Raw genomic sequence first — 25,447 nt, 5'->3', positions numbered from 1 at the left:
TTATCGCATAACCGCGCAAAGAAGCGCCAGCCCCGGATGCGGGGCCTTCCACGGGAACCCTTCCATCTTGCGTCTGCTGCACACTTCCGACTGGCATCTGGGCCAGCATTTCATGGGCAAGAGCCGCCAGGCCGAGCACCGTGCGTTCATCGACTGGCTGGCCGCGCAGGCGGCCGGCTGCCAGGCGGACGCCGTCCTGGTCGCCGGGGACGTGTTCGACACCTCCGCCCCGCCCAGCCATGCGCGCGAACTCTACCACCGCGCCGTACTGGCCTTGCGAGAGGCGGGATCCGAGCTGGTGGTGCTGGGCGGCAACCACGATTCGGTCGCAGTGCTCGGCGAAAGCCGGGCGCTGCTCGCGCAGCTCGGCACCCGGGTGGTTCCATGCGCGGCCGACCACCTGGAAGAGCAGGTCCTGGTGCTGCGCAAGCGCACGGGCGGGCCGGGCGCGGTGCTCTGCGCCGTACCCTACCTGAGGGCCCGGGAGCTGCTATTGAGCCTGCCCGGCGAGAGCGCGCAGGACAAGCGGCAGGCCCTGCAGCAGGCCATCCGCGCCCACTACCACGCCCTGTTCGGCCTGGCGCGCGAGCGCAGCGAGTCGCTGGGCGGCCTGCCGATCGTGGCCACCGGGCATCTGGCGACCGTGGGCGCCTCGGGCGGCGAGGCCGTGCGGGAGATCTACGTGGGCACGCTGGAGGCCTTCCCGACCGACGCCTTTCCGCCGGCCGACTACATCGCCCTGGGGCACATCCACCAGCCGATGAAGGTGGGAGGCCAGGAGCACATCCGCTATTGCGGCTCGCCCATCGCGCTGGGCTTCGACGAGGCCGGGCAGCGCAAGGAGGTGCTGCAGGTCGATTTCGACCTGGCGGGCCTGCAGGCGGTCACCGCGCTGCCGGTGCCGTGCTTCCAGCCCATGGCGTCCCTGCGGGGGACCCTGCAGGAGCTGGCCACGGCGCTGGGGCAGGCCGCCGCGGCGGGCACGGCCGAGATGCCCGTCTGGCTCGACGTGGAGGTGGCCGGGGACGATTACCTCGCCAGCCTGCAGGCGCGTATCGCCGCGATGGCCGAAGGCCTGCCCGTGGAAGTGCTGCGCGTGCGCCGGGCACGGGCGGGCGCGGCCCCGGCACTGGCTCCGGTGGCCCGCGAAACCCTCGATGAGCTCGATCCCGCCGAGGTGTTCCAGCGCCGCCTGGGTACGGAATCGATCGACGAAGCGCTCCGGGAGCGGCTGGCGGCGCTGCACGGCCGGGTGCTGTCCGGGCTGCGCGAGGAGGGCGCCGCATGAAGATCCTGGCACTGCGCCTCAAGAACCTCAACTCCCTCAAGGGCGAATGGCGCATCGATTTCACGGCGCCGCCTTTTTCCGAAGGCGGGCTGTTCGCGATCACCGGGCCGACGGGCGCCGGCAAAACCACGCTGCTGGATGCGATCTGCCTGGCGCTCTACCACCAGACGCCGCGCATCGGCGGCGTCTCCCAGGGGGGCAACGAACTCATGACGCGGCATACCGCGGACTGCCTCGCGGAGGTGGAGTTCGAGGTGCGTGGCAGCCGCTACCGCGCGTTCTGGAGCCAGCGGCGCGCGCGGGACAAACCCGATGGCGCGCTGCAGGCCCCGCAGGTGGAACTGGCGCAGGTGCTGTCGGACGACGGCGCCGCCCGGCCGCTGACGCGCAAGGTGCAGGAAAAGCTGCAGCAGGTCGAGGCCCTGACCGGACTCGACTTCGGGCGCTTCACCAAGTCGATGCTCCTCGCGCAGGGGGGATTCGCCGCCTTCCTGGAGGCGCCGGCCGGCAAGCGCGCCGAACTGCTGGAGGAACTGACGGGCACGGACATCTACGGGAAGATCTCGCAGCGCGTCCACGAATGCGCGCGGGAGGCCCGGACGGCGCTGGAATCCGCACGCGCCAGGGCCGGCGGCGTCGCGCTGCTGGACACCGCGGAGCGCGACAGGCTGGTGCAGGAGGCCGCGGTGCTGGACGAGCAAATGCAGGTGCTGCGCGAGCGGAGTGCGGCCACCCGGGGCGAGCGAGACTGGCTGGTGGCCGTGGAGCGCGCGCGGGAACGCGTGGCCGAGGCGGACCGGCAGGTACGCGATGCGGACGCTGCCTGGGCCGCACGGGACGCCGACGTGCAGCGCCTGCTGCGCGCGGAGCCGGCGATGCGGCTCGACCCACTGCACGGGGCCTGGCTGGCCGCGGTGCAGGACGAGCGGACGGTGGCTTCCCGCCTGCAGGAGACCGGAGCGCAGGCGCAGCAGGCCCGGGCCCGGCATGCGGCGGCGCTGCGCCGGACCGAGGCCCTGGCACGGCAGGTGTCGGCCTTGCGGCATGCCGAGTGGCAGGCGGGCCGCGACGCGCTGGCGGGGCTGGAGGCGGAAGGCATCGATGATCCGCGGCATGCGGCGCTCGCGGCGCGGCTGGGTGAGTGGAGCGCACGGTTCCAGGCGCTGGCCGGGCTCCAGGAAGACATCCATCGCCTGGAGGCGGAGCGGGAGGGCCTGGCCATCCGCCGCGCGCAGGAGCAGCAACGGCAGCAGGCCGCCACCGGCGCGTGCCTCCAGGCCGGGACATCCCTCGCGGGGGCCCGTGAGGCCCTGGAGCATGCGGAGGGCGAATACCTCCGGCAGTTGGCCGGCCATGACGAGACCCATTGGCAGCAGGAAATCCTGCGCCTCGTGGAAGAAGGTCATGCCTGGGCGGACGCGCGGGATCTCCTGACCCGCAGCGAGGCACTGTCTGCGCGGCGGAGCCGTCGCGCGACGGCGCGTGCGGACCGCCAGAACCGGGTGGCCACGCTGGAGGCGGCATTGCGCGGGCTGGAAGGGCGGCACCAGGAACTGCGGCAGGGCCTGCGCGACCAGGAGCGCCTGCTGGCGCAGGAGCAGCGCATCCAGTCGCTGGAGTCCCACCGCCGCCAGTTGCGCCCGGGCGAGGCCTGCCCGCTCTGCGGCTCGCAGGAGCATCCTGCCGTCGGCGCCTACGAAGCCCTGGATGTGTCTGCGACGCAAGCCCGGCTGGACGACGCCAGGCGGGCCCTGGAAGCGCTGGATCACGAACGCCGGGCGCGAGAGACCGAACTGGCGGCGTTGCGCGCGCAGGAGGAACGGGCCGCGGAGGACGAGGCCGAGGACGGCCGCGCCCAGGCCGACGGGCAGTCGCAATGGGAGGCACTGTGCGCAGTGCTGGCGTGGCCCGCCGGCCAGCCCGATGGCGCCGCGCTGGAGGCGGCCCAGCACCGGCATGCCGCGTCCCTGGAGCAGGCGCGCGCGCAGGTGGCTGCGCTGGGCGGGGCGCGGGACAGGGCCGAGGCGGCGCGGCGGGCCGTGCAGCAGGCCGAGCGGGAGGCCGCCGCCGCGGGACAGGCACTCGCGCTGGCGGACAAGGATGTGCAGGTGGCGGGCCGGGAGCTACAGGCCCTGGACGAGGCCCTGGAGCGCCAGACCGCCGCGCTGCAATCGGTGCGGCAGACCCTGGCGCGCGATCTGGCCGAACAGGGATACGCCCTGCCGCGGGAGCCCGAACCCTGGCTGCGCGAACGCGGCCGCGATGTGCAGGCCTGGGAGGCGGCCTGCCGGCGCCGGCAGGACCTGCAGGCGCAGATGCCGCTGCTGCACGAGGTCGCCGAAAACGCCGCCTCGGTGGCGCGGCAGTGGACGGAGCGGCTGGCCGCACTGCCGGCACCGGCCACGCGGCCTGACGATGGGGAAGCGGAGGACAGTGCCATCGATGCCGGCACTGTCCGGGATGTGGCACGGCTGGAGGGCTGGCTCCAGCAGGCGGCGCAGTCGGTGCGTTCCTGCGAGGACACCCTGGCATCGCTGGGCGGCACCGGGCGCGAGCTGCAGCGGGCCCAGGCCGACGCGGCCGGACAGGCCCGGCAGCGGGCCACCGCCTGGGAGTCCGCGGTGGCGGCCAGCCCGTTCGCGGATGCGCAGGCTTTCCTGGACGCCCGGATGGAGCCCGCCGAGCGGAAGGCGCTGCAGGAAGCCGTGGACCGTACGCGGCAGGCATGGACTGCAGCCCAGGCGCTGCACGGCGAGGCCGGGCAGGCGCTGGAGCGTCTGCTGGCGTCTGCGCAATCGCAGCGCGGCCTGCAGGACGTGGATGGGGAACTGGCTGCATGGGAGTCGCAGGGCCTGGCGGCGGCGCAGCGCCAGGGTGCGATCGCCGGCCAGTTGCGCGAGGATGGCTTGCGGCGGGAAGGCCTGCAGGCCCTGCTGGCGGAGATCGCGGCGCAGGAGGCCGAGGCCGAATCCTGGCAGCACCTCAATGGGTTGATCGGGTCCGCCGATGGGGCCAGGTACCGCAAGTTCGCCCAGGGCCTCACGCTGGACCACCTGGTGCACCTGGCCAACCTCCGGCTGCAGCGGCTGCATGGCCGCTACCTGCTGGCGCGGCGCACGGGCGGCGACCTGGAGCTGGAGGTGGTCGATACCTGGCAGGCCGACGTGGCCCGCGACACGCGCACCCTGTCCGGCGGCGAGAGCTTCCTGGCGAGCCTGGCGCTGGCTCTGGCGCTCTCCGACCTCGTGAGCCACAAGACGCGCATCGACTCGCTCTTTCTCGACGAAGGTTTCGGCACCCTCGACGGCGACACGCTCGAAGTCGCGCTGGATGCGCTGGACAGCCTGCAGTCCGGCGGCAAGACCATCGGCATCATCAGCCACGTCGAAGCCGTGAAGGAGCGCATTCCCGTGCAGATCCGCGTGCGCAAGGGCGTGGGCCTGGGCTACAGCGCGCTGGAGCGGCGCTTCGCGGTGGCCGGCGGCACCTGAGGCCGGATGCGAAAAGGCCCCGCCGCGTCGCCGCAGCGGGGCCCCGGGCCCTTCGCAGGAGTGCGTGGCGCGGATCAGCCGCCGCGGCGCATCATGTCGAAGAAATCGACGTTGGTCTTGGTGGCCTTCATGTTCTTGATCATCAGCTCCATGCTTTCGATCTCGTCCATGTTGTAGAGGAACTGGCGCAGGATGCGGGTCTTCTGCAGGATTTCCGGGGGCAGCAGCAGCTCTTCGCGGCGCGTGCCGCTCTTGTTGAGCTCGATGGCCGGGAACACGCGCTTCTCGTAGAGGCGGCGGTTCAGGTGGATTTCGCTGTTGCCGGTGCCCTTGAACTCTTCGAAGATCACTTCGTCCATGCGGCTGCCGGTGTCCACCAGGGCCGTGGCGATGATGGTGAGCGAGCCGCCTTCTTCCACCTTGCGCGCGGCGCCGAAGAAGCGCTTGGGGCGCTGCAGCGCGTTGGAATCCACACCGCCGGACAGCACCTTGCCGGAGGAGGGCACGACGTTGTTGTAGGCGCGGGCGAGGCGGGTGATGGAGTCCAGCAGGATCACCACGTCCTTCTTCAGTTCCACGAGGCGCTTGGCGCGCTCGATCACCATCTCGGCCACGTGCACGTGGCGGGCGGCGGGCTCGTCGAAGGTGGAGGCGATGATCTCGCCCTTGACCGTGCGCTGCATCTCGGTCACTTCTTCGGGGCGCTCGTCCACCAGCAGCACCATGAGGTGCACGTCGGGGTTGTTGGCCGTGATGGCGTGGGCGATGTGCTGCATCATCATCGTCTTGCCGCTCTTGGGCGGCGCGACGATCAGCGCGCGCTGGCCACGGCCGATGGGGGCGATGATGTCGATGATCCGGCCCGTGATGTTCTCGTCGCCCTTCATGTCGCGCTCGAGCTTCATCTGCTCCTTGGGGAACAGCGGGGTCAGGTTCTCGAACATGACCTTGTGCTTGTTCTGCTCCGGCGGGCCGCCGTTCACGGCGTCGAGCTTGGTCAGCGCGAAGTAGCGCTCGCCGTCCTTCGGCGTGCGGACCTCGCCCTCGATCATGTCGCCCGTGTGCAGGTTGAAGCGGCGCACCTGGCTGGGGGAGATGTAGATGTCGTCCGTGCTCGCGGTGTAGCTCGTGTCCGGGCTGCGCAGGAAGCCGAAGCCGTCGGGCAGGATCTCCAGCACGCCGTCGGCGAAGACCTGCTCGCCCGCCTTCGCGCGCTTCTTGATGATCGCGAACATCAGTTCCTGCTTGCGCATGCGACCGGTGTTTTCGATCTCCAGCTCTTCGGCCTGCTTGAGCACTTCGGACACGTGCAGTGCCTTGAGTTCGTTTAGATGCATGGGGGTGACTCCGGAACGGAGTAAATAGGAATTCAGGGGGAGACCGCATGCCGTGGGGACTGCTCATGGCGTCCAGGCGGGTCTGGGGGATCTGCGACGGGGGCCGTTGCTGGGCTGGCCCGGTGATCGATGCGGATTATGACAGGAAAAGACGCCCGCTCATCAGGGTCTGTCTCTGCACGGGTACCGGCAAGTGCGTGCCGCAAGGCAGGAGAGGCCGGTGCGCAGGCGGCATGCAGGCCTGCCGCACCGGAGGGGACGAGGGCGGCTCAGGCGAGCTGCTGGTCGATGAAGGACGTCAGCTGGGCCTTGCTCATCGCGCCGACCTTCGTGGCGGCGAGCTGGCCGTCCTTGAACAGCATGAGCGTGGGGATGCCGCGGATGCCGAACTTGGCGGGCACTTCGCGGTTTTCGTCCACGTTCATCTTGGCCACGGTGAGCTTGCCCTGGTAGGAGCCCGCCACCTCGTCGAGGATGGGGGCGATCATCTTGCACGGGCCGCACCATTCGGCCCAGTAGTCCACCAGTACCGTGGTGCCGGGTTGCAGCACGTCGGCTTCGAAGCTGGCGTCGGAGATGTGTTTGATCAGTTCGCTGGCCATGGCGCGTTCCTTGTGGAGGCGAAGAAATGGATTGTGGGGAAAGGTGCGGATACAGTCCTGGGATTGTGACAGAAAGACATTCCCTGCTCGATGTGGTGGATAGCGACTCAGGCGCTATGACAGTCATAGCGAAAACCGAATCGCGGGACGGTGCGTGGAAGGTGCTGCTCGGCCGCCTGGAGGGCTTCGTGCGCGGCACCGGGCAGCCCGCGGGCGCGGCGGTGGTGCTCGTGCCCTATGCCCAGCTCATGGGGGAGGCCCAGCGCCGCTGGGCGAGGGCGTTCCCGGACGGCTTCGCGCCACGCTTCGAGACCACGCGCAACTGGGCCGCGCGCCTGGCGCCTTTCGTGCCCGAGGGCGACGACCTGGCGCGCGACACGGCGCGGGACACGCTCACCGCCCGGTCCCTGCTGGACCGTGCGGGACTGGGCGGGCAGCGCGACGTGCTGGCGGGGCCGCTGCTCGATGCCGCCTGCCAGCTGGCGCCGGCGGTCGCGGCGGTGCCTCCGGCTGGCCGCGAGGCCTGGGCCGGCAGGGTGCGGCCGCTGCTGCCCCCCGCGGCCGATGGCGCCGCACTGCGCTACGAAGCGGCGGTCGCCCGCATCGCGCTGGAATGGGCCCTGGCCACGCGCCACGCCACCGACGTGTTGTTCGAGCCGCGCGTGCGCGCCTCGGCACCGGTCCTGGTGGTGCTGGACGGATTCCAGCCCGATCCCCTGGCGCATGCACTGTGCGCCCTCTGGGGGCCGGACCGCGCCTGCGTGCTGCCGCTGTGTCCCGCTTCCGGGTCGGGCGGCACGGGAGTGCCTCATGCGGAGGCTGCCGCTGGCGACGTGGCGCTGCATGCCGCGGCGGACGCGGAGGACGAGGCCCAAAGAGCCGCCGCCTGCGTGCTGCGGTACGTGGCCGAAGGCCGCACGCCGGTGGCCCTGGCGGCCATCGACCGGGCGCTGACGCGGCGCATCAGCGCGCTGCTCGCGGGGCGGGGCGTGGGGGTGCACGACGAGAACGGCTGGACGCTGTCCACCACCCGCGCGGGGGCGCAGGTGATGGCGGCCCTGCGCGCCTGCATGGCGCATGCCTCCGGCGATGCGGTGCTCGACTGGCTCAAGCACGTGCCCATCGCCGATGCCGGGGCACTGCGGCAGGCCGAGCGCTGGCTGCGGCGCACGGGCATGGGCGACTGGCCGGCGGCCGTGCGCAGCGCCGGGTTGGCCGCGGGGCCGGTGCAGGACACGGCCGGTGCGGAAGGCCTGGAATTTCCGGACCCCGCCGCCCCGGAGGGCTGGCGCACGCTGGTGCGGCGCACGGAGGCCTGGCGCGCTGCGATGCAGGCGCCGCGCGACCTGCCGGGCTGGCTCGCGGCGCTGCGGGCGCTGCTGCAGGCCACGGGCCAGTGGGAGCGGCTGCAGGAAGATGCGGCCGGGCTGCGCGTGCTGGCGGAATTGCGGCTCGACCTGGCCCAGGAAGGCGAGTGGCGCGGGCTGGATGCCTCCGGCCGGCCGATGGCTCTGGCCGAGTTCGTGCATTGGGCGGACGAGGTGCTGGAGGCAGGGCGCTTCCGCCCCGAATTCGGCGGCGACGGCGTCCCGGACGCTGTCGTGGTGCCCCTGCCGCAGATGCTGGCGCGGCCCTTCGCGGCCCTGGTCGCTGCCGGATGCGACGAGAAGCGCCTGCAGGCCGCACCGGAGCCTCCCGGTGCCTGGACGCGGGAGCAGCGCGAGACCTTGGGACTGCCCATGCGCAATGACCTGGAGGCGGCGCAGCGCGCCGCCTGGGCGCACGCGCTGTCGGTCGGCCACGTGGACGTGCTGTGGCGCATCGGCGACGAGGGCGGCGAGCCGCTGCTGGCCAGTCCGCTGGTGCTGGCCCTGCAGGCCGAAGGGGGCCGCCGCGCGGGAATCGATCCGCGCGAGTTGCGGTCGGTGGCGCCATCGCCGGTGCCCCGGCCGCTGCCGCGGGGCGACGCGTTGCCGCTGGTGCGGGTGTCTTCGTCGGCCTATTCGGACCTGCGGCACTGTCCTTACCGTTTCTTCGCCCTGCGGCTGCTGGGCCTGCAGGAGTCGGACGAACTGGGTGCGGAGGTGGACAAGCGCGACTTCGGCAACTGGCTGCATGCCGTGCTGCAGCGCTTCCACGAAGGCTTGCGCGATGCGCCGGTGGAAGACACCGCCACCCGCCGCCAGTTGCTGGATGCCGCGGCCGAGGCCACGACCCGGGCCCAGCGGCTGTCGGCGGGGGAGTTCCTGCCGTTCTCGGCCGGCTGGCCGGCCCTGCGCGAAGGCTACCTGCGCTGGCTGTCGGGGCACGAGGCCGGGGGCGCGCGCTTCCGCGAGGCGGAGCGGCGCTGCGTGCAGCCGCTCGGATCCCTCGAGCTGATCGGCACCCTGGACCGGGTGGACGCGGTGCGCGGTCAGGCACCCGGCGAGCCGCCCACGGTGATGGTGATCGACTACAAGACCGAAGGCGAATCCGCGACCCGGCGCCGCATCGCCGCCGGCACCGAGGACACGCAACTGGCCTTCTATGCCGCGCTGCTGGGCGACGACACGCTGCGCGCCCTCTACGTGAATGTCGGCGAGCGGGGCGAGACCCGCAGCTTCGAGCAGGAAGACGTCGTGGCGCTGCGCGACCAGCTGGTCGAGGGCCTGCTGCATGACTTCGCCCGCATCGCGGAAGGTGCTCCGCTGCCCGCGCTCGGCGAGGGAGCGGTGTGCGATTACTGCGCCGCCCGCGGGCTGTGCCGCAAGGATTTCTGGAGTGATTGAAACCACTCCCTGGGGCGCGCCGGTCTCAAGCGCCGCTGGCCTTGGCGGTTGCCGCAGCGATGAACACCCATGATGGAGACGCATGTGCAGGCTGCCTATGAACACAACGGCCGGCCCGTGGAGCGGGAGGCTTTCTACGCCATTGCCTGCGACCCCGCGCGCAGCGTGGCGGTGGAGGCCTGCGCGGGCGCGGGCAAGACATGGATGCTGGTGTCGCGCATCCTGCGCGCGCTGCTGGAAGGCTGCGAGCCGCACGAGATCCTGGCGATCACGTTCACCAAGAAGGCCGCGGGCGAGATGCGGCAGCGCCTGCTGGAGTGGCTGGAGGCTTTCTCCCGCACGCCGCTGCCGGCGCTGCGGGGGGAACTGCTGGCCCGGGGCATCCCGGCGGAGCAGGCCACGGATGACGCCTGCGCGCGCCTGCAGGGCCTGTTCCTGCAGGTCTTGGGTGCGGGCCGGCCGGTGCAGATCCGCACCTTCCACAGCTGGTTCGCCGCGCTGCTCGGTACCGCGCCGCTGGCCGTGCTGCAGTCGCGCGGGCTGCCGCTGAATTTCGAACTGCTGGAGGACGACGCCGAGGCCGTGCGCCGGGTGTGGCCGCTGTTCCTGCAGCAGGTGGCCGCCGATGCCGGCCTGGGAGCGGATTTCGCCGATTCCGTGGCCCTGCACGGCCGCTCCCAGACCCGCAAGGCGCTGGAGGCGGCCCTGGCCAAGCGCGTGGAGTTCGAACTCGCGGAAGAGGGCGGCATGGTCGATGCCTCGGTCCCGCCGTTCCATGCGCAGTCGCCGCAGTGGGCGGGCCTGGAGCATCCCGCGCAGGCGCTCGCCGCCGAGGACTGCCGCGCACGCTGGCTCGCCTGGGCCGCGGCGCTGGGCTCGGAGTCCGCCAAGACGCCGCAGAAGGCTGCGGATGCCATCGTCACGGCGTTCTGCGACACCGCAGGCCTGCAGGAACGCCTGGAGGCGCTGCGGGGCGCGCTGTTCGTCGCCAAGGAGGACCGGCTCACCCGCCATCTCGAGAAGTTCGCCGCGGCCCAGGAGGCGGAGCGGGAGCTGCAGGCCCTGTGCCTCGCGCGGCGCCAGCACGAGGCCTGGCTGCACCAGCAGCGCATGGCGCGGCTGACCCGCGCGCTGGTGGCGGCTTTCGGCGCGCTCAAGCGCGACCGGGGCTGGGTGGACATGAACGACGTGGAGCGCACCGCGCTGGTGATGCTGTCCGACCCGGTGCTCAGCGGCTGGGTGCAGGAGCGCCTGGACGCGCGGGTGCGCCATCTGCTGATCGACGAGTTCCAGGACACCAACCCGCTGCAGTGGCAGGCGCTGCATGCCTGGCTCGCCGGCTATGTGGGCACGGGCGGCGGGCAGCATCCGCCGAGCGTGTTCATCGTGGGCGACCCCAAGCAGAGCATCTACCGGTTCCGCCGTGCCGAACCCCAGGTGTTCCGGGCGGCGCAGGCCTTCGTGCGCCAGGGGCTGGGCGGCGACCTGCTGGCCTGCGACCACACGCGCCGCAATGCCCCGGAGGTGATCGCCGCGGTCAATGCCGTCATGGGTGCCGCGCAGGCCCAGGGCGACTATGCGGGCTTCCGCGACCATACGACCGAATCGCGGGACGCGGGCGTGCTGCTGCGCCTGCCGCCCATCGAAGACACCGCGGACGAGGACGAGAACGGGGACGGGGCGCCGGATGCCCGGCCCGATCCGCTGGCCTGGCGCGACAGCTTGGTCCAGCCCCGCCATGAAGCGGAGGAGACCCTGCGCATGCGCGAGTGCCAGCAGGCCGCCCGCTGGGTGGCCGACCGGATCGCGGCCGGCGTGCCGGCACGGCAGATCATGGTGCTGGCGCGCAAGCGTGACCGCCTGTCGGCCCTGCAGGATGCCCTGCGCGACCTGCACCTGCCGTGCGTGCAGCCCGAGAAGGTGGAGCTGTGCGAAGCCCCGGAAGTGCAGGACGTGGTGGCCCTGCTGGACGTATTGGTCTCGCCGGGGCACGACTTGTCCCTGGCCCGCGCCTTGCGCTCTCCCTTGTTCGGCGTGGACGACGCCCTGCTGGTGCGCGTGGCGGTGGCCCGCAGGGAAGCGGAGCGCGGCGCGGCACGCGGACCGCAGGAAGGCGGCGCGCCGGGATGGATGGAACTGCTGGCGGACCGGGCCCTGCTGGACGCCGAGATGCCCGGGCTGTCGCACGATTTGCGGCTCTACCGCCACTGGGTGGAGCAATGGCCGCCCCACGACGCGCTGGACGCGATCTACCGGCACCGCGACGTGCTGGCCCGGTATGCGGCCGCGTCCCCCGCGCCGCTGCGGGCCGGCGTGCTGGCGAACCTGCGCGCATTGCTGTCGGCGGCGCTGCAGCAGGACGGCGGCCGCTACCTGACGCCCTATGCCTTCGTGCGCGCCCTGAAGCGGCCGGGACAGCGCGCGCCGGGCCGCGTGGACGCGGATGCCGTGCGCCTGCTGACCATCCACGGGGCGAAGGGGCTGGAGGCGGACGCCGTGCTGTTGCTGGACACCGATGGCCGCGCCCAGAAGGCAGAGACCATGGGCGTGCTGGTGGACTGGCCCGGTGAACTGCCGGCTCCGCGCCGCTTCGTGTTCCTGGCGAGCGAGGCATCGCCTCCGCCGAGCGCCGCCGATGCGCTGGCCGCCGAGCAGGCGGAGCGCCAGCGCGAGGAGATCAATACCCTGTACGTGGCCATGACGCGCGCGCGCCACTGCCTGGCGCTGTCGTGCGTGCGTGCGTCGCAATCCGCGCCGGGCAGCTGGTGGAACCGGGTCGCGCCCCTGGCGGCCGACGTGCCGCAGGACCTCTCCGGACCGATGGGCGGCGCGGAGGACGGGCTGGGCGCCGCGGTGGACGCGCAATTGCCGGAACTGCCCGGGTGGCAGGACGCCGTGCCGCTGCCGATGGGGCTGCCGCCCGTGGCCGAGGCAGGGGCCGGCGCACAGGCCGAAGCAGCGGTCGCCGGGCTTCCCCGGGAGCGCCGTGCGCCCTCCACGCCGGTATCGCGGCAGGGCGAGGCCATGCACCAGTTGCTGGAGCAGGCGGGGCTGGCGGGCACGCTGCCTGGCGGTGCCGCGGGAGGCTCTGCCGGCTGGCCACGCGCGCGCCTGCAGCAACTGGCGCGGGATTTCGAGCTGCCCGCCGAACTGGCCGAGCACGCCGCCGTGATGGCGGCCCGCATCCTGCAGGGCGAGGGCGCCTGGGCCTGGAGCAGCGCCGAAATCGAACTGGCCATGGACGAGGCCCCCATCGTCCACCGCGGGCAGACCCTGCGGATCGACCGGCTCGTGCGGCGCTCCACCGATGGCGGCGCAGAATGGTGGGTGCTGGACTACAAGAGCGCTGCGAACCCCGAGCGGCAGGCGGAACTGGTGGAGCAGATGCGGCGCTACCGCCAGGCCGTGCAGGGCCAGTTCCCCGGAGAGCCCGTGCGCGCGGCCTTCCTGACCGGCGATGGCCGCATGGTGGAGGTGGATTCTTCCGCCCGGGGGGGGCCGGCGCCCGCGCAGCCCTTACCATCGCCCACCCCGGCGGCCGGCCCGTCGCCCGTGCAGGGCTCGCTGTTCGATTGATCCATGGATCCGCGCAGCGCCTTGCTGCTCTGTCCCTTCCACCCCACGCCCACCGTTCGCACCGCCATGTCGTCTTCTTCCGCTTCCCTGCCGGCCTCCGGCCTTCCGACCTGTGACGTGGCCGTGGTCGGCGGCGGGCCGTCGGGTCTGATGGCGGCCGAGGTGATGGCCGCGCGCGGCCTGTCGGTGCATGTGTTCGACGCCATGCCCTCGGTGGGGCGCAAGTTCCTGCTGGCGGGCAAGGGCGGGCTCAACCTCACGCACTCCGAGCCGCCCGGGCCGTTCCTGGAGCGCTATGGCGATCGCGCCGGCGCCCTGGAGTCCGGCCTGCGCGCCTTCGGCCCCGACGCCCTGCGCGAGTGGGCGCGGGGGCTGGGCGTGGAAACCTTCGTCGGCACCTCCGGCCGCGTCTTCCCGGTGGACATGAAGGCCGCGCCGCTGCTGCGGGCCTGGCTGCACCGGCTGCGCGGCATGGGCGTGCAGTTCCACATGCGGCACCGCTGGCTCGGCTCCGAGGGCGCCCCGGAGGCAGCCGCTACCGCCGGCGACACGCCAGGGCCGGTCGCGCTGCGCTTCGCGGCCCCGGCGGGCGAGGTGCGGGTACAGGCGCGCGCTGCCCTGCTGGCACTGGGCGGCGCGAGCTGGCAGCGCCTGGGCTCCGACGGGGCCTGGGTGCCGTGGCTGGAGGCCCGGGGCGTGGCGGTGGCGCCGCTGCGGCCAGCGAACTGCGGCTTCGATGTCCTGGGCCCCGGCGCGCCGGCCGACGCCAGCCGGCGGGAGTTCCTGCAGGCGCTCCTGGGGCGCGGCGCTCCGCCGGTAGGGTGGACGCCGCACTTCGCCGAGCGCTTCGCCGGCCAGCCGTTCAAGTCGGTGGCCCTGCATTTCACCGACAGCCGGGGACGGTCTTTCCACCGCCGCGGCGAGTTCGTGGCCACCGCGTCCGGCGTGGAGGGCAGCCTCGTGTATGCGGCATCCGCCCTGTTGCGCGACGAGATCGCCGCCCATGGACACGCCACCTTCCACCTGGACCTGCTGCCGGACCACACGCCCGAGCGCGTGGAGAAGGAAGTGCGGCATCCGCGCGGCTCGCGCAGCCTGAGCAGCCACCTCAAGAGCCGCCTCGGGCTCGACGGCATCAAGGCCGCTGTGTTGTATGAACAGCTGGGCAAGGAGGGCATGCAGGATGCACGGGCCTTGGCGCACGCCATCAAGGCGGTGCCGGTGACCGTGGTGGCCTGCCGGCCGCTGGACGAAGCCATCAGCACGGCCGGGGGCGTCGCGTTCGAGGCGATGGACGCGCACGGCATGCTGGCGGCCTGGCCGGGCGTGTTCTGTGCGGGGGAGATGCTGGACTGGGAAGCCCCGACGGGCGGCTACCTGCTCACCGCCTGCATGGCCACCGGCGTGGTGGCGGGGCAGGGCGTTCTGCAATGGCTGCAGAAATGGAAATGAAGTTGACGAGCCTTACCCCCGGCACTGGCTCCACGGTTAGGGCTGCTTGGTTCCCCACCTGACCCGGTTGGCCGCTTCCCCATGCGGGGAGGCCCGTCACGTCGGATTGTACCCAATGACCGGGGGGCCTCCAGGCAAATTCCCGTCCGCGGTGGCCGTGATCCGGAAAACACCCACCAATTGCTCCAGCCGCGAGGCCTGGGTGGTCAGGGACTGGGCCGCGGCGGTGGCCTCTTCCACCAGTGCGGCGTTCTGCTGGGTGGCCTGGTCCATGTGGGTCACGGCCTGGTTCACCTGGTCGATGCCGGCGGCCTGCTCCTGGTTGGCGGAGGCGATCTCCTGGATCAGGCGCGCCACCTGCTGCACGCTGTCCACCACCTCGCCCATGGTCGTGCCGGCCTGGTTCACCAGGCGGGAGCTTTCGCCCACCTGCTGCACCGAAGTGTCGATCAGCTGCTTGATCTCCTTCGCGGCCGAGGCCGAGCGCTGCGCGAGGCTGCGCACCTCGTTGGCGACCACCGCGAAGCCGCGGCCCTGCTCGCCGGCCCGGGCCGCTTCCACGGCCGCGTTGAGCGCCAGGATGTTGGTCTGGAACGCGATGCCGTCGATCACGCCGATGATGTCCACGATGCGCCGCGAGGAGTCGGTCACCGCGCCCATGGTGCTGACCATCTGCCCGACCATCGCACCGCCGCGCTGCGCCACTTCGGACGTGGAGCCCGCCAGTTGCGCCGCGTGGCGGGCATTGTCGGCGTTCTGGCGCACGGTGCTGGTGAGCTGCTCCATCGAGGCGGCCGTCTGCTGCAGGGCCCCGGCCTGCTGCTCGGTGCGGGCGGACAGGTCGTTGTTGCCGGCCGCGATCTCGGCCGATGCGGTGTTGATCGACTGGGTGCCTGACCGCACCTCGGCCACGATGTGGGCGATGCTCTGGCGCATGCGCTCCAGGCCGTGCAGCACGCTGGACTGGTCGCCCGGCTTGAGGGCGATCGGCTGGGCGAGGTGGCCCTGCGCGATGGCTTCGCTGATGCGCAGGGCTTCGCCGGGCTCGCCGCCGAGTTCGCGCACCAGGCTGCGCGCGATCAGCAGGCCCAGCGCCAGCAGCAGTCCGGCCAGCACCAGCGCGCCCAGGCCGAAGCGCAGGATGCGTGCGTTCACCGTGGCGGCGACCGTGTCCACGTACACCCCGGAGCCGATCACCCAGCCCCACGGGGCAAAGCCCTTGACGTACGAGATTTTCGGCACCGGCTCGGTGGCGCCGGGCTTGGGCCACAGGTAGGGGACGAAGCCCGCGCCGCTTTGCCGGACCATGTCCACGAAGGCCACGAACAGGCGCTTGCCGGTTGGATCCTTGTTGTCCGCCAGGTTCTTGCCTTCCAGCTCGGGGCGGATGGGGTGCATGAGCATGACCGGCCCCATGTCGTTGATCCACAGGTACTCGCTGCCGCTGTAGCGCATGGCGCGCAGGGCGTCCAGGGCCATCTGCCGGGCCTGGGCGTCGGTGATCCTGCCCTGTGCTGCGAGCGCCTGGTAGCGGGCGACCAGGCTGTGGGCCACTTCCACCGTCTGGCGTACGCCCGCCTGGCGTTCCTCCATGATGAGCTTGCGTTCGGAGGCCAGCAGTACGGCGGTGATCAGCCCGATGCCCAGCAGGGCGCAGCCGATCAGCAGGCCCAGGCGGCGTGCGATGCCCATGCGGGCGAACCAAGGCGTGTTTGTCTCCATGATCCCCTCTTTTCGGTGCGGGTGGCCGGTGCGGGAATGCCCGGCAGTTCCCTGTCACCAAATGTTAGTGGCGCCGCGCGCCCAGCAGGGGCTGGCGACCCCCGTAGAATCCCGCGGATGTCCTATCTCGTGCTCGCCCGCAAATACCGCCCCAAGACCTTCTCGGAGATGGTCGGGCAGGAACATGTGGTGCAGGCGCTCTCGAATGCGCTGGTCCAGCAGCGCCTGCACCATGCGTACCTGTTCACGGGCACGCGCGGGGTGGGCAAGACCACGGTGTCGCGCATCCTGGCCAAGTCGCTCAACTGCCAGGGCGAGGACGGGCAGGGCGGCATCACCGCCACGCCCTGCGGCGTATGCCAGGCCTGCCGGGACATCGATGCCGGCCGCTTCGTGGATTACACCGAGCTCGATGCCGCCTCCAACCGCGGCGTGGACGAAGTGCAGGGCCTGCTGGAGCAGGCCGTGTACAAGCCGGTGCAGGGCCGCTTCAAGGTCTTCATGATCGACGAGGTCCACATGCTCACGAACACCGCGTTCAACGCGATGCTCAAGACGCTGGAGGAGCCGCCCGAATACCTGAAGTTCGTGCTGGCCACGACCGACCCGCAGAAGGTGCCGGTCACCGTGCTCAGCCGCTGCCTGCAGTTCAACCTGCGGCCCATGGCGCCGGAAACCGTGCTGGAGCACCTCACCCGGGTACTCGCCCGGGAAAGCGTGCCGGCCGAGCCGCAGGCGCTGCGGCTGCTGGCGCGCGCGGCCCGCGGTTCCATGCGCGATGCGCTGTCGCTCACCGACCAGGCCATCGCCTTCGGCAGCGGCCAGCTCCAGGAAGCCGGCGTGCGGCAGATGCTGGGCAGCGTGGACCGCAGCTACGTGTTCCGCCTCATCGATGCGCTGGCGCGCGGCGACGGCCGCACGGTGGTGGAGACTTCCGAATCCCTGCGCATGCACGGGCTTTCCGCCGCCTCCACGCTCGAGGAAATGAGCGCCGTGCTGCAGCGCATGGCCGTGTTCCAGGCCGTGCCCCAGATGGCAGACGTCGTGGACCCGGCCGATCCGGAGGCCTCCGAAATCGCGCGGCTGGCCGGCACGCTGCCCGCCGACGAGACGCAACTGCTCTACAGCATCTGCCTGCACGGACGCACGGAACTCGGCCTCGCGCCCGACGAGTATGCGGCCCTCACCATGGCGTTGCTGCGGCTGCTGGCCTTCAAGCCTGCCGCGGAGGGCGGAACGCCCCCGGCGGAAAAAAAAACACTGAAACCGCCCCAGGCGCAGCCTCCGGCGCCTGAGCCGGAGCCGGCATCCGCCGCGGAACCTGTACCTTCCATCGCCGCATCCGGGGCGGTCTCCGCGCCTGTGGAGCCCGCCACCGCGGCACCGCCCGGGCCGGAGCCCCGGCCTGCCGAAGCGCACGCGCCCGAGCCCGAGCCGCATTCCCCCGCGCCGCTGGAGCCCCCCTCCGGCGAGGCCCCCTGGGCGGACGATGCCCCCCCCCCGGCCGCGGTCGCCGCCACGGCGGCACCGGCCCCCGTGCAGGAGCCGTCGTCCAGCGCCGCCGTGGCGGCGGCCGTGCGCCTGCCGGTCAGGACGCCGGCCGACCTGCAGGCGCACCGGCCTGCCGAGGTCGCGCTACCTGCCGCCAGCACCCCCGATTTCGTGGCCATTCCCGTGCGGGTCGCGCCGGAGCCTGGCATGCGGCTGCAGCCAGCGGCCGCGCCCGGCGCCCTGCCGGCCTCGGCCCGCTACACGCCGACGGAAGAGGGCGATGTCTGGCATGCCACCGTGATGCAGCTCGTCGCGGCCGAGGCCATCAATGCCCTGGTGCGCGAACTCGCGCTGCAGTCCCAGCTGGTGGCCCGCGACGCCGACCACTGGCTGCTGCGCGTGGAGCGCGAGTCGCTCAACCAGCCCACGGCCCGCGAGCGCCTGCGCGCCGCGCTGGAGGCGGCCGGCTTCGCCCGCCAGATCAGCGTGGAGGTGGGCACGGTCATCGACAGCCCCGCGCGGCGCAATGCCCATGCGGCCGCGGAGCGCCAGCGGCGCGCGCAGGAGATCGTGGAAAACGATCCCTACGTGCAGGCGCTGGTGCGGGACTTCGGGGCGAGAATCGTTCCTGGCAGCATCAAACCCGCATGAAGGCCCGCATGACGTGCCGCGCGGTCCGCGCTCGCCGCCCGACGCACCGTCCCGCCGGCCCCACCTGATTTTTCGCTTTCGATTTCGACCCTCAGAGAAAAGGAACCCCATGTTCAACAAAGGACAACTCGCCGGCCTCATGAAGCAGGCCCAGGCCATGCAGGACAACCTGAAGAAGGCCCAGGACGAACTCGCCCTGATCGAGGTCGAGGGCGAATCCGGCGCCGGCCTCGTCAAGGTGCTGATGACCTGCAAACACGACGTGAAGCGCGTCACCATCGACCCGAGCCTGCTGTCGGACGACAAGGACATGCTCGAAGACCTGGTGGCCGCCGCCTTCAACGCCGCGGTGCGCAAGGCCGAGGAAACCTCGCAGGAGAAGATGGGCAAGCTGACCGCGGGCATGCCCGGCATGCCGCCCGGCATGAAGTTCCCGTTCTGACCGGCGGCGTGCCCGCCATGGCGCCCGGCTCCGACATGCATTCCCTCGATGCCCTCGTGCAGGCGCTGCGGCGCCTGCCGGGCGTGGGGGTGAAGTCGGCCCAGCGCATGGCGTTCCACCTGCTGCAGCATGACCGGCAGGGCGCCGAGGTGCTGTCGCGCGCGCTGCACGACGCCGCGCAGTCGGTGCGGCACTGCGCGCGCTGCCATACCTTCACCGAGGGCGAGGTCTGCTCGACCTGCCTCGATCCGTCGCGCGACGCCTCCCGGCTGGCGGTGGTGGAGACCCCCGCGGACCAGGCCGCGCTCGAGCGCACCGGCGCCTTCCGGGGGCTGTACTTCGTGCTGATGGGCAAGCTGTCGCCGCTGGACGGCATCGGGCCGAAGGACATCGGTTTCGGCAAGCTGCTGGAGCGCGCCGGCGACGGCGTGGTCCAGGAAGTCATCCTCGCCACCAATTTCACGGCCGAGGGCGAGGCGACCGCGCATGCCCTCAGCGAAACGCTCAAGGCGCGCGGCATGCACGTGACGCGTCTGGCGCGCGGCGTGCCGGTGGGCAGCGAACTGGAATACGTGGACCTGGGCACCATCGCCCATGCCCTCGTGGACCGGCGGTAGCCCGGACTGCGCCGCGCCCTTCTGGAAGATCGACATGAATTCCCTGCACATCGCCCGCTTCACCGTGGCGTACTGGTGCGTTTTCGCGATGGCGCTCATGCCGGTCGCCTGCGCCGTGCTGGCCAAGCGCGGCGGGTTCAGGGCCGCGGACAACCACGATCCGCGCGGCTGGGCAGCGCGGCAGACCGACTGGCGCGCCCGCGCGCTCGCAGCCCAGTCCAATACCTTCGAGTGCCTGCCGTTCTTCATCGGCGCGGTGATCGTCGCGCACCAGCTGGGCGCCGCGCAGACCCTGCTCGACCTGCTGGCCCTGGCGTTCGTGATGCTGCGGATGTTCTACGTGCTGATGTACGTCTCCGACATGCCTGCCATCCGCAGCGCCGTCTGGCTGGGTGCCTTCGCGGTCAACACGGCCATTTTCTTCCTGGGCTACCGCTGACCGTGCCCGCGGGCGGGTACCGCGCGCCAGGTGCCGGCCCGCCGGACCTGTTCCGGCTTCGTTTTCCTGATTTTCCTTGTGGTTTACAGGGATTTTCCCCGGTACCGGTCGAGCGCTTTTCGGGCACGATTGCTGCACTGCAGCATAAATCACGCTCCGTTCCATGACACCGTTGTCCTTCAGCCGCAGGCGCCTGGGCGCGATGGCCCTGTCCCTGCCGCTCGCCGGCTTGGCAGGGGCCCGCGCCCAGGTGCTCGCGCCGCCGTTCAGCGCAGCATCGCAGGGGCGGGTGCGGGTGGCCGTGGGGGGCGCCGGACTGCTTTACTACCTGCCCCTCACCGTGGCCTGGCAACTGGGCTTTTTCCGGGCCGAGGGCCTGGACGTGGCGATCCGGGATTACGCTGGCGGGGCGCTCGCGCTGCAGGCCGTGGAGCAGGGGGAGGCGGACGTCTGCTGCGGAGGCTACGACCACACGCTGCGCCGGCAATTGCAGGGACAGGACTATTGCGCCCTCGTGCTGCAGGGGCGTGCGCCGCAACTGGCTTTCGCCGCTTCCGCGCGCAATTGGCCCGTGCGCAGCGTGCAGAGCTTCAAGGGCCTGCGGGTGGGCGTGACGGCGCCGGGTTCGTCCACCCACATGCTGGCGCAACTGGCGCTGTCGCAGAACGGAGCGTCGCTGGAGGGTATTTCCTTCATCGGCGTGGGGGCCTCGGGCCGCGGCGCGCTGGCCGCGCTCCGCCAGGGCCGCGTCCATGCGCTGTGCCATGCCGATCCCGTGGTGAGCGTGCTCGAGCAGCACGGGGAAGTGCGGCTGCTCTGCGACACGCGCACCCTGAAGGCGTCGCAGGAGCTCTTCGGCGGCACCATGCCTGCTTCGAGCCTGTACGCGCCCCGGGCGTTCGTGCAGCAGTATGCCGCCGTGTCGCAGGCGCTCGTGCATGCCATGGTGCATGCGCTCAAGTGGCTGCAGACGGCCAGCGCCGCGGACCTGATGCGCGTGGTGCCGCAGGATGACCTGCTCGGTGACCGCAGTACCTACATGGCGGCGTTCCACAAGGTGCGCGACACCTTCTCTCCGGACGGCATGATGCCCGACGACGGCCCCGCCACGGCGCTGCGCGCGCTGGCGCGGCTGCGGCCGGAATGGGCCGCCTCCAAGGTGGACCTGGGACGCACCTACACCAACGAATATGCGCGCAAGGCCAAGGCGAAGTTCAACGCCTGAGAACGCCGGCGTGCTCCGAAGTGGCGCCATGGTCCGACACCGCGGCGCCACGGCGCGGCGTTAGATTCCGGCCACTGCCCGGCAAACGGCGTCCGGGCACGGGCCGGCCGCGCCAGCGGATGCCCGCAACCAGCCTCCAACCCCGTCCCAAGGACTTTCTTTCATGACACTGAACCTCAGCATCGGCCCGCTCGTGGCCCTCATCGCGGGCATCCTCATCCTGGTGATGCCCCGTCTGCTCAACTTCATCGTGGCGCTCTACCTCATCCTCATCGGCGTGCTCGGGCTGGTGGGCATGCACAACCTGAGGATCTGACGGGCGCGGACGGCGCCCGCCAGCGTTTTCCCGTCAGCGCTTCTTCACGTGCGACGGGGTTCCGCCCTTGCGGGACGGCGCGGGCGCCGAGGCCTTCTTCGCCGTGCTCCTGGACGGAGCCGCCGACTGCCGGCTGCTCCGGCTGCTGCTCCTGGCCGAGGCGCCGGACGTCATGCGCACGGGCAGATACACGACCACCGCCTCGCCGGCCTTGAAGGAGGCCGTGGATTTCACGTCGTTCCAGGTCGCGACGTCCGCGGTGGTGACTTTGTAGCGCCGCGCGATGGTGGCCACCGAGTCGCGCTTGCCGGCGCGCACCGTGGTGCGGCGGGTGACGATCTCGGGGGTGAAGGCGACCTGGCCGTTGTCGGCGAGCTGCCCGGGCACGTCGGCCTGCGTCGTGTTGCTGCGGGGCACCATCAGGGCCGACCCGGCCTTGATGAGCATGCGCGGCGGGATCTTGTTCACGTTGCGCAGGTCGGTCTCGCTCATGCCGACGCGCTGCGCCGCCGCCGACACGCTCATCGTGGTGGGCACGCTCCAGACCGTCCAGCTCGCGTACTGGCCCTCGGTGTAGGCCTCCAGGTTCTTGCGGAAGACCTGTGCGTTGTCCCAGGGCAGCAGGATCTGCGGCATGCCGGCCGCGAGGATGATGGGCTTGTGCAGAGACGGGTTGAGCTCGCGGAAGTCCTGTTCGCGCACGCCCGCCAGGCTGGCCACCAGCGAGACGTCGATGTCGCGGGTGATGTCCACTGTCTGGAAATAGGGGTGGTTCTCGATGAGCGGCAGCTCGGTGTTGAACCGCTCCGGGTGCGCGACGATGTTCTTCACCGCCTGCAGCTTGGGCACGTACATGCGGGTTTCGGCCGGCATGTTCAGCTCGGTGTAGCTGGTGCCCAGGCCCATCTTCTGGTTGCGGGCGATGGCGCGGCTCACGTTGCCTTCGCCCCAGTTGTAGGCGGCCAGGGCCAGGTGCCAGTCGCCGAACGTGCCGTAGAGGCGCTGCAGGTAGTCCAGTGCCGCGCGGGTGGAGGCGAGCACGTCGCGCCGGTCGTCGCGGAAGGCGTTCTGCTTGAGCTGGTAGTCGCTGCCCGTGGCGGGCATGAACTGCCACATGCCCACGGCCTTGGCACTGGAGACGGCCATGGGGTTGAAGGCGCTCTCGATATAGGGCAGCAGCGCCAGTTCGGTGGGCATGCCGCGCAACTCCAGTTCCTCCACGATGTGGAAGAGGTACTTGCTGGAGCGCTCGGTCATGCGCTGCATGTAGTCGGGGCGGCTCGCATACCAGAGCTCGCGGTCGCGCACCAGGTCCTGGTCGAGGTCCGGCATGGAGAAGCCGCGGCGGATGCGGTCCCACAGGTCGGTGGGCGCGGCCAGCGAGGTCACGCCGAAGTGGCTGGCGTCCCCGGCGGTGATGGGACGCAGAGGAGGGGAGCCGGCCGTGGGCGGGGTGGGCGTGGTGCCCCCTGTCGTGCTGGAGGGGGTGGCCGGGGCGTCCTTGCCGGGGGTGCCGGGCGCCGCGCAGCCGGTGAGCCAGAGCACGCTCGCGAGGCCCAGGATGTGCAGTAGTTTCATGGGGTCAGGTCGGTCGGAATTCGTTTTTCCACTGGCGCAGCGCCGCCAGCACCGAGGCCGGGTCGGCGGCGTCGGTACGCGGGTCGAAGCCCTGCGCCGCGCGGGCCACGGCGGGCTCCCGCGCCCGCAGGAAGGGGTTCACGGCATGCTCCGTGCCGAGCCGCGAGGGCAGGGTGGGCTGCCCGGCGGCGCGGAGCGCCTCGCAGTCATGGCTGTACTGGAGCAGCGCCGCGTTGCCTGGTTCCACGGCCCGCGCGAAAGCGAGGTTCGAGAGTGTGTATTCGTGGGCGCAGCACACCCGCGTCTCCGGCGGCAGCGCCCCGAGCCGGTCGAGCGAATGCTGCATCTGGGCGGGGGTGCCCTCGAAGAGCCGGCCGCACCCGCCGGAAAACAGCGTGTCGCCGCAGAAGAGCAGCGGGCCGCCCGCGGCGTCCGCGGCGTGGTAGGCGATGTGCCCCGCCGTGTGGCCGGGCACGTCGATCACGGACAGGCGCAGGCCCAGCACCTGCAGCGTGTCGCCATCGGCCAGCGGCTGCGCCGGCTGGGGAATGGATTCGCGCGCCGGGCCGTACACGGGTGCGCCGGTAGCCTCGCGCAGCGCCGCCACGCCGCCGACATGATCGCCGTGGTGGTGCGTGACTAGAATCGCCTGCAGTGCCAGGCCATGGTGCTGCAGGGCCTGCAGCACCGGGCCGGCCTCCCCTGGATCGACCACGGCGGCCGAGTGGCCGTCGTGCAGCATCCAGATGTAGTTGTCGGCGAAAGCGGGCAGCGGCAGCAAGTTCATGAGCGACGAAATTATAGGTTTGCACCATTGGTTCGACTCACCGCCCGGCCGCTACCTGCTGGCGTGGGAGCAGGAGCGCTACGACGAGATGGTGGCCGACGTGTTCGGCTTCCATGCGCTGCAGCTGGGCATGCCCGGGCTGCAGGGGCTGCGGGCGAACCGCATGCCGCACCGCTGGCTGGCGCTCGGCGCTGCCGAGGCGTTGCTGTGGCCGCCGCCGGCGCAGGTGGAGCCCGGACCGGCGGACGGCCCCGTGCGCGCGGCGCTGTTGGCCGACCCGGTGGCGTTGCCGTTTCCCGAGAACAGTCTCGACCTGGTGCTGCTGCCGCACGCGCTGGAGCTCAGCGTGGATCCGCATGCCGCGCTGCGCGAGGTGCACCGGGTACTGGTGCCGGAAGGGCGGCTGGTGGTGAGCGGGCTCAATCCCGTGAGCCTCTGGGGCCTGCGCCAGCGCCGCGTGCGGCTGTACCAGCGCCTGGGGGCCGGGGGGCGGCTCTATCTGCCCGACGTGGGCGAGTTCATCGGGCACTGGCGGCTGCGCGACTGGCTGCGGCTGCTGAACTTCGAGATCGAGACCATCAGCTTCGGTGCCTACCGCCCCGCGGTGCGCAGCGCGCGCTGGCTCGACCGGTACGAGTGGCTGGATGCCGTGGGCGCGCGCTGGTGGCCGATACTCGGGGCCGCCTACATGGTGGTGGCCGTCAAGCGCGTGCATGGCATGCGCCTGCTGGAGCCGTCCTGGCGCACCGGCCAGGCCCCGCAGGCGCGCGCCGCGACCGTGCCGGTGGCGCAGCGCGCCGGGCCGGAGCCCGGCGGCGCGCCACGGCGGCGGGGCGGCCGATGAAGAAGCGGAAGCTATGAATGACGACAAAGGAAGCGAGCGAGTTTTGAATCAGGTTGTGATCTATACCGACGGGGCCTGCAAGGGCAATCCGGGTCCCGGCGGCTGGGGGGTGGTACTGCGTTCGGGCGCGCTGGAAAAGGAATTGTTCGGGGGGGAGCTGGGCACCACCAACAACCGCATGGAACTGCTGGCCGTGATCGAGGCCCTGGGCGCGCTCAAGCGCCCGTGCGCGGTCACGCTCTATCTCGACAGCCAGTACGTGCGCAAGGGCATCACGGAGTGGATCCAGGGATGGAAGAAAAAGGGCTGGCGCACGGCATCCGGCCAGCCGGTGAAGAACGTGGAGCTGTGGAAGCGGCTCGATGACCTCGTGGCCGGGGGCGGCCACGTGATCGACTGGCGCTGGGTGAAGGGCCATGCGGGCGATCCCGGCAATGAACGCGCGGATGCGCTCGCCAACAAGGGCGTTGACAAGGCCCTGGGCCGGGCCTAGGTGTTGAGTCTCACGAGGTTGTTCACACCCGGAATGCGTGTGATGGGAGGCTGATGGCCGAGCGCGGAGTGTGGCCGGCACCAGTTGTAGCCGTCAATGAAGGGCTGCAGGGCAGCCGTGCGTTGGGCTGAGCTTTCGTAGGGTCTGGCATAGGCCCACTCCCGCAGGCTGGTCTGTACGAATCGCTCGGCCTTGCCGTTGGTCTTGGGCGTATAGGGCCGCGTGCGGATGTGGCGGATGCCCAATTCCTCGCAGGCCGCGCGGAAGGCGTTTTTGTAGCCAGAGCCGTTGTCGGTCATGACGCGCTCGATGCGTACGCCGATGTTGG

Annotated in this window: 19 protein-coding genes and 1 other RNA gene; 13 read left to right on the top strand and 7 right to left on the bottom strand. The window is 71.4% G+C overall.

The genetic code is table 11. The features are described from left to right. The first annotated feature begins 67 nt into the window (after positions 1–67). Positions 68–1,288 (top strand): exonuclease subunit SbcD, encoded by a 1,221-nt coding sequence (gene sbcD / locus BLR99_RS12305; RefSeq protein WP_011795732.1) that lies wholly within the window; start codon positions 68–70, stop codon positions 1,286–1,288. Beyond that, on the top strand, positions 1,285–4,779 hold the full coding sequence (locus tag BLR99_RS12300) for an AAA family ATPase (RefSeq protein ID WP_011795733.1): 3,495 nt from the start codon (positions 1,285–1,287) through the stop codon (positions 4,777–4,779). Before sbcD ends, BLR99_RS12300 begins: the two co-directional genes overlap by 4 nt. Before the next feature lie 74 nt (positions 4,780–4,853). On the opposite strand, the gene rho is transcribed toward BLR99_RS12300, so the two are convergent. Together rho and trxA are read right to left on the bottom strand one after the other, a co-directional pair. Beyond that, a complete protein-coding gene (gene rho, locus BLR99_RS12295) occupies positions 4,854–6,116 on the bottom strand; it encodes a transcription termination factor Rho (protein WP_011795734.1) in 1,263 nt (420 codons plus the stop codon). A gap of 269 nt (positions 6,117–6,385) precedes the next feature. Continuing rightward, entirely contained in the window at positions 6,386–6,718 is a 333-nt protein-coding gene (gene trxA, locus BLR99_RS12290) for a thioredoxin TrxA (RefSeq protein WP_011795735.1), read from the bottom strand. 116 nt (positions 6,719–6,834) lie between these two features. Here trxA and BLR99_RS12285 point away from each other — a divergent pair, with 116 nt between their 5' ends. From BLR99_RS12285 to BLR99_RS12275, 3 genes are all read left to right on the top strand, one after another. Further along, positions 6,835–9,486 (top strand): PD-(D/E)XK nuclease family protein, encoded by a 2,652-nt coding sequence (locus BLR99_RS12285; protein ID WP_011795736.1) that lies wholly within the window; start codon positions 6,835–6,837, stop codon positions 9,484–9,486. Positions 9,487–9,555: 69 nt separating this feature from the next. Next, on the top strand, positions 9,556–13,062 hold the full coding sequence (locus tag BLR99_RS12280) for a UvrD-helicase domain-containing protein (RefSeq protein ID WP_011795737.1): 3,507 nt from the start codon (positions 9,556–9,558) through the stop codon (positions 13,060–13,062). 66 nt (positions 13,063–13,128) lie between these two features. Further along, positions 13,129–14,514, top strand: a complete 1,386-nt coding sequence (locus BLR99_RS12275) for a TIGR03862 family flavoprotein (protein WP_041828002.1) — start codon at positions 13,129–13,131, stop codon at positions 14,512–14,514. A 1-nt stretch (position 14,515) separates the two neighbouring features. On the opposite strand, the gene ffs is transcribed toward BLR99_RS12275, so the two are convergent. Continuing rightward, positions 14,516–14,612, bottom strand: an RNA gene (gene ffs, locus BLR99_RS12270) — signal recognition particle sRNA small type. Then, complete coding sequence (locus tag BLR99_RS12265) at positions 14,611–16,236, bottom strand: methyl-accepting chemotaxis protein (RefSeq protein ID WP_011795739.1); 1,626 nt, start codon at positions 16,234–16,236, stop codon at positions 14,611–14,613. Before BLR99_RS12265 ends, ffs begins: the two co-directional genes overlap by 2 nt. Positions 16,237–16,353: 117 nt before the next feature. Here BLR99_RS12265 and dnaX point away from each other — a divergent pair, with 117 nt between their 5' ends. The 6 genes from dnaX to BLR99_RS12235 all read left to right on the top strand — a co-directional run bounded on the left by dnaX (position 16,354) and on the right by BLR99_RS12235 (position 21,417). Continuing rightward, complete coding sequence (gene dnaX, locus BLR99_RS12260; RefSeq protein ID WP_041827430.1) at positions 16,354–18,378, top strand: DNA polymerase III subunit gamma/tau; 2,025 nt, start codon at positions 16,354–16,356, stop codon at positions 18,376–18,378. A gap of 109 nt (positions 18,379–18,487) precedes the next feature. Further along, entirely contained in the window at positions 18,488–18,820 is a 333-nt protein-coding gene (locus BLR99_RS12255; protein ID WP_011795741.1) for a YbaB/EbfC family nucleoid-associated protein, read from the top strand. A gap of 17 nt (positions 18,821–18,837) precedes the next feature. After that, positions 18,838–19,437, top strand: coding sequence for a recombination mediator RecR (gene recR, locus BLR99_RS12250; protein WP_011795742.1), 600 nt, complete (start codon positions 18,838–18,840; stop codon positions 19,435–19,437). Between the two features lie 34 nt (positions 19,438–19,471). Further along, positions 19,472–19,876, top strand: a complete 405-nt coding sequence (locus BLR99_RS12245) for an MAPEG family protein (RefSeq protein WP_041828003.1) — start codon at positions 19,472–19,474, stop codon at positions 19,874–19,876. 163 nt (positions 19,877–20,039) lie between these two features. Next, positions 20,040–21,101 (top strand): ABC transporter substrate-binding protein, encoded by a 1,062-nt coding sequence (locus BLR99_RS12240; RefSeq protein ID WP_011795744.1) that lies wholly within the window; start codon positions 20,040–20,042, stop codon positions 21,099–21,101. Between the two features lie 163 nt (positions 21,102–21,264). Continuing rightward, on the top strand, positions 21,265–21,417 hold the full coding sequence (locus BLR99_RS12235; protein WP_011795745.1) for a DUF3096 domain-containing protein: 153 nt from the start codon (positions 21,265–21,267) through the stop codon (positions 21,415–21,417). 33 nt (positions 21,418–21,450) lie between these two features. On the opposite strand, the gene BLR99_RS12230 is transcribed toward BLR99_RS12235, so the two are convergent. Together BLR99_RS12230 and gloB are read right to left on the bottom strand one after the other, a co-directional pair. Then, positions 21,451–22,995 carry a transglycosylase SLT domain-containing protein gene (locus BLR99_RS12230; RefSeq protein ID WP_074687209.1) on the bottom strand — a complete coding sequence of 515 codons (1,545 nt, stop codon included), beginning with the start codon at positions 22,993–22,995 and terminating at the stop codon, positions 21,451–21,453. Positions 22,996–22,999: 4 nt separating this feature from the next. Then, positions 23,000–23,782, bottom strand: a complete 783-nt coding sequence (gene gloB, locus BLR99_RS12225; RefSeq protein ID WP_041827432.1) for a hydroxyacylglutathione hydrolase — start codon at positions 23,780–23,782, stop codon at positions 23,000–23,002. On the opposite strand from gloB, the gene BLR99_RS12220 reads away from it, so the two are divergent. Beyond that, positions 23,781–24,626 (top strand): class I SAM-dependent methyltransferase, encoded by an 846-nt coding sequence (locus tag BLR99_RS12220; protein WP_041827433.1) that lies wholly within the window; start codon positions 23,781–23,783, stop codon positions 24,624–24,626. The genes gloB and BLR99_RS12220 overlap by 2 nt on opposite strands. A 43-nt stretch (positions 24,627–24,669) precedes the next feature. Further along, the gene (rnhA, locus tag BLR99_RS12215; RefSeq protein ID WP_011795749.1) at positions 24,670–25,119 is read left to right on the top strand and encodes a ribonuclease HI; all 450 of its coding nucleotides are present in this window, start codon (positions 24,670–24,672) and stop codon (positions 25,117–25,119) included. Here the strand turns inward: rnhA and BLR99_RS12210 are convergent. After that, positions 25,116–25,447, bottom strand: a 332-nt coding sequence (locus tag BLR99_RS12210; RefSeq protein WP_139160161.1) for an integrase core domain-containing protein, incomplete at its 5' end; no start/stop codon positions are given. The genes rnhA and BLR99_RS12210 overlap by 4 nt on opposite strands.

The organism is Paracidovorax citrulli (assembly GCF_900100305.1).
GTDB classification, from domain to species: Bacteria; Pseudomonadota; Gammaproteobacteria; order Burkholderiales; family Burkholderiaceae_C; genus Paracidovorax; species Paracidovorax citrulli.
Note: the sequence above shows the minus strand (reverse complement) of the source record. Positions and strands in the feature narration are given on the sequence as shown.